Source organism: Verrucomicrobiota bacterium, from assembly GCA_016871535.1.
Classification (GTDB): Bacteria; Verrucomicrobiota; Verrucomicrobiia; order Limisphaerales; family SIBE01; genus VHCZ01.
Genome location: VHCZ01000376.1, coordinates 1 through 4,511, shown reverse-complemented (window position 1 = coordinate 4,511; position 4,511 = coordinate 1). Strand labels below are relative to the sequence as shown.

The 4,511-nt window shown below is 56.4% G+C and carries 6 protein-coding genes; 4 read left to right on the top strand and 2 right to left on the bottom strand.

All coding sequences use genetic code 11. The features are described 5' to 3' along the window. Positions 1-294: 294 nt before the first annotated feature. Both FJ398_26295 and FJ398_26290 read right to left on the bottom strand, forming a co-directional pair. Positions 295-630 (bottom strand): type II toxin-antitoxin system PemK/MazF family toxin, encoded by a 336-nt coding sequence (locus FJ398_26295; protein ID MBM3841396.1) that lies wholly within the window; start codon positions 628-630, stop codon positions 295-297. Continuing rightward, entirely contained in the window at positions 627-926 is a 300-nt protein-coding gene (locus FJ398_26290) for a hypothetical protein (GenBank protein MBM3841395.1), read from the bottom strand. The genes FJ398_26295 and FJ398_26290 overlap by 4 nt, the downstream gene beginning before the upstream one ends. Positions 927-1,445: 519 nt before the next feature. On the opposite strand from FJ398_26290, the gene FJ398_26285 reads away from it, so the two are divergent. The 4 genes from FJ398_26285 to FJ398_26270 all read left to right on the top strand — a co-directional run bounded on the left by FJ398_26285 (position 1,446) and on the right by FJ398_26270 (position 4,376). Next, positions 1,446-2,135, top strand: coding sequence for a hypothetical protein (locus FJ398_26285; GenBank protein MBM3841394.1), 690 nt, complete (start codon positions 1,446-1,448; stop codon positions 2,133-2,135). Between the two features lie 71 nt (positions 2,136-2,206). Continuing rightward, a complete protein-coding gene (locus tag FJ398_26280; GenBank protein ID MBM3841393.1) occupies positions 2,207-2,989 on the top strand; it encodes a hypothetical protein in 783 nt (260 codons plus the stop codon). 257 nt (positions 2,990-3,246) lie between these two features. Next, positions 3,247-3,546: a hypothetical protein gene (locus tag FJ398_26275; protein MBM3841392.1), complete on the top strand. Its 300-nt coding sequence runs from the start codon at positions 3,247-3,249 to the stop codon at positions 3,544-3,546. A gap of 566 nt (positions 3,547-4,112) precedes the next feature. Next, positions 4,113-4,376: a hypothetical protein gene (locus FJ398_26270; GenBank protein ID MBM3841391.1), complete on the top strand. Its 264-nt coding sequence runs from the start codon at positions 4,113-4,115 to the stop codon at positions 4,374-4,376. The last annotated feature ends 135 nt before the right edge of the window (positions 4,377-4,511 follow it).

Genomic DNA, 4,511 nt, shown 5'->3' with positions numbered 1-4,511 from the left:
GTGTTATCCATGGTTAAATGTCAGACAACCGGTTCCGCCTGGTTCAGTTCACAAAAGATCGAGACAATGCTCGGCTTCAAGCCCGAATGGAACCTCGAGAAAGCCCTGCCTGAGATGGTGGAAGAAATTCGTGGCGCAGCCAAGAGAGGTTAACCACGGATGGACACGGATAAAAGAACTCTTAATTTGGTTAAGATCAGATCCTCCGTCGTTCAATTGCTCCGTCCTCCACTATCCGCTCTCTGTGATCTCCGCGATCTCAGTGGCTAGAACATTCCTTCCCCATCCGAGTCATCAGCGATGAACGCGAAGTCTCAGGACTTCAACGATCTTGCGGCTGATGAGGTATCGACGTTCGTCTGTGACGGTGCCTTTCTGTTCCTGGAATCTGCTTTTCGGGAGCAGATGTATCTTGTCGCATCGCACCATGGTCTTCCTATCCAGTCCGTCCGTTTCGTCCAAAACTTCTTCGGTCTGCTTCGGACTTCGATTTACCCTGGCTGACGTACAGAGCAGGGCATTGACTTCCTCAATGTCTGGATTTTGGCACGTCTCATCGTTGGAGATGATGACTGCGGGGTGCCGCCTTTCCTTCTCGAAAGGAAAGAAATGAATGTCCCACTGCTTCATTCAAGGTCCTTGGGCGCACGAATGACCGAGGCTTTGCTCAGCCGGTTGTCGAACTCGATGTCTTCCTTGGTGTAACAACTGGCAAAGTAGCCTGGGGGGCGCATGGGAATGGGCTCAATCTCCGGGACATGCTGGAGAATGAATCGATGCTGACCGCGGATGATATAAACGGGTTCCCCCTTCATCGCTTTCTCTGTCAGCCGCCCCAAGTACGACTTGGCCTTGCTCAGCGTGAAGGATTGCGATCGCCAGTTGAATTTCGGTTTTTGCGTATGCGAACGAGGAACAACTTTCATAGGCTAAGTTTGGCCTAAGCTCAGCCTGTCGTCAAACGCTCCTTGTTCGATATGTTTCCCCCCAATGCCGAAACGAAAGAGGAGGAAAAAAGTCGCGGCTTAATCGAACGCCTTTCAACCAAATTCCGATCGGTCCCGATACATCGGGAATCGAAACACGCGGTTAACGATGATCGCAGAAGTAGATGCACCCCTCTCCCTGCTCCGAGCGGAGTCAACTTTCAGTACTTGAGTTTCAACAATGTTCCCCCGGCGAGGTGCCGGGTACGTGTTTAGCGCGGTGGGGCATCGCTGCCGCGATGTTCTGACACGTCGTCCCGCGAGCGCCAACATCGCTGCGCTCGTTGCCGAGAATCACGGCGTCGCGGCAGCGATGCCCTACCTACGCTAAACAGATACGGTGCCGGTGGGAACACGCGCCTGCGCTGCCGTAGCAGCTATGGCAGTCGCGAAGGCGGGGGCGCGTGTGCTCCCCAGAGGTTGTGAGAAATATTCAGGTTAGGGCGTGTTTGAGAAGCGCTGTCTCGGTGGAACAAACAACAGTCAGCCCGTGTGCTTGATTGCACGTTACTTTTCCTCGGCTCGACCGTCCTTTGCTTCCTACTTGGAAATGTCGTCCATCGTTGGTTGGTTAGGAAGAACATCATTGATCGTCCGAATGAGCGCTCCAGCCATTCACAGCCCACAGTAAGAGGCGGAGGCGTTGCCATTGTCCTCTCCTTGCTCATAGTTGGCTCGTTCCTTCTCTTCCGAGCGTTTTCGAATCCACTTTTCGTAATCCTCACGGCGGCCACCATCCTGGCCGCCGTTTCTTTTTTGGATGATCTCAAATCGCTCCCTTCAAGCCTCAGGTTTACCTGTCACGCCGCCGCCGCCGTCGCCGTGCTGTTTGCCCTCGGTGGTCAGTGGTCAGTGGTCTTTGGTCTCGACTTCTCCCCTTTGCTCTTCGCCCTTTGCTCACTGCTCGCCCTCCTCTGCCTGACCGGTTACACCAACGCCTTCAATTTCATGGACGGCATCAACGGCCTCGCCGCCGGTCAGACAGCGATAACCGGTCTAGGTATGGCACTGTTGACGTCAGTTGCCAGTTGTCAGTTGCCAGTTGTCAGCCATCCTTTGCCCACGCCTGCCCCTTCAATCTCCGCCAAGGCACTGACCTCTGACGCACCGACCTCTGACAACTGGCAACTGGCAAGCACTGACCTCTGACGCACCGACCTCTGACAACTGGCAACTGGCAACTGGCAACTGGCAACCGGCCCCAGGTCCGTGGTCTAGCGATGAGTACGCCTGTCCTACTAAGTGTCGTCATCGCCGGTGCCGCCCTCGGATTCCTCCCCCATAATTTCCCAGGTGGTCATGAACATAAATACGATGGCGTGCGCGGCAAGGAATTTTGCGGCCAGACGAGGCGCGAGCGACGGGCATACCCTTCAGCGGTCTGTGAGGAGCGAGCGACGAAGTCTGGCCGGAAAAGAACTCCCGCCCTCCGGGTTGCGCCCAATATGGCCTGTGGCTTCGTTGCGCCTCGGTCACAGAGCGCTGCGGCTATGCTCCCTCGGCGCGCCTCGCCACAGGCCATATTGGGCGCAACGAACGTCATCGTATCTATGCTCATGACCACCAACGCCCGCATGTTCATGGGCGACGTCGGCAGTGCGCCGCTGGGATTTCTGTTAGCCACGCTCGTCCTCTGGTTATCCCGCGACCACGGCTGGTCGTTGCTCATTCCCTTGGTCCTCTTGCACGCGAATTTCGTGCTCGACACCGCGATCACTCTAGCCCGTCGCATCCTCCGCCGCGAACGCTGGTATTCCGCTCACCGCGAGCATTTCTACCAGAGACTCGTTCGCTCCGGAAAAACTCACACCTTCGTCACCCTCTGGGAAATGGGATTGCAGGTGGTCGTCCTGCTCCTCATGGTCGCGTATTTGTACGTCGGCCCCGGAGCAGGAGTGGGCTTGATCATCGCCGTGATCGCGATCTGGCTTCTTTTTTTCTGGTATTGCGAATGCCAGTTTCAACGCGTCTTCGCTAACCACAACCGTGAATCCAATCCGTAACAATACAGTCGGAATGGGGAGCGCACGCGCCCCGCGTGCCGTGGTCGGCGCCCTCGCCGACCACAACCTTTTCATGCTCCGAATCCGTCGAATGTCCTTGGATCCTTGATCCTCAACCTCTTCGCCAACTGATTACAGCACCTGCGGTAAGGACGCGTTCCAATGCGTCCCTGATTCTCTACTAAGAAACTCCTTTTGTAACCTATTGTGAGTATCCGTGTTGCTAACCCGTCTAGGCACGGTGAGGGCGAGGTGACATGATGGGAGCATGCAGAGATCATCGCGGGTTCACGGACCCCGACGCTCCACGCCGGCACAGAGGGAGGATTTTGGTCGCCTATCGCCGAAGCCGGTTCACGCGAAAGGCAATTGCCGCTCAGGCTGGAGTCGGACATTCGACCCTGACGCTTTGGCTCAGGAAGGCTCAGAGCGCCGAGAATGCCTCCCGGACCGGCCATAGTTCCGCGTTGGTTCGCATGCCTAATTTGTTTTCGGCCTCCGCAGCGGCTCCGGCCTATCGCCTCAGATTACCCGGCGGCGTGACGGTGAGGTGGTAAACCTAAAGACGGCAATTGACCAGCCACAAAGATCGCAAAGATCACAGAGCAGACGCATTGGCCAAGCAAAGATTCCCCCTCCCTGAGTGAGGGCATGGAGTGGCGCAAGAGCCTGCAGCTCTTTGTGATCTCTGCGTTCTCTGTGGCTGAACTGCTTTCTTCAGGGTAATCGCGGCAAATCCCAATCCCCAATTCCTTCGTTCCCTTCTGTTCAGAGCCCGGAGAATCAAAAAGCGCACGGAAGTTTCCGTGCGCTTTCTGTGTTGCGGCCAGTCAATCCAGCTCTTGCTGACCGTTCAGTCGAGTAGTTATTCAGCCCCGAGTCTCAGCCTACGACACCCTCGCACTCCCTCCGCCCTCTGCCCACCGGCAACCGACAACCGTCAACTGGCAACTGGCAACTGACTCCTGACCTCTGGTCTTCGGTCTTTGGTCGTTGGTTCTCTCCGGGTAATCACTTGCCGACATGTCGCGCGACTTGTTCGCGGGTAACCAAAATGTCTCGATGGAGCGGCCCGCGAATTCCACGTTTGCCAAAACGCGCGCTGGGGGAGTAGCTTCTCGCCATGGAAACGACGATAGAAATAGCAGCCTTTGATAGGGGAGTTCGTCCGGTGATAGAAATTGTTTTCCCGGACAAAGCGGACGCGGTCCTAAGTTTCCGTCCCGATGCTGAATTGCAGGCGCGCATTGAAGAACTTGCCGGCAGATCAACCGAAGGCCACCTGACTGAACCTGAACGGGCCGAGTACGAAGGTTACGTGCGGGCGAATAAATTCGTCGCGATCCTGCAGCGGCAGGCGCGTCGTCTAAGACAAGTTCAGTCGTAGCTGATGGACTCCCAGACGAGAGCGCATGTCCGAGAACGCGCTGGACATCGCTGCGAGTATTGTCAACTCCGCCAGGACGATTCCCCGTTAGCCGCCCTTCACGTCGAGCACATCGTTCCTCGAATTCACGGCGGC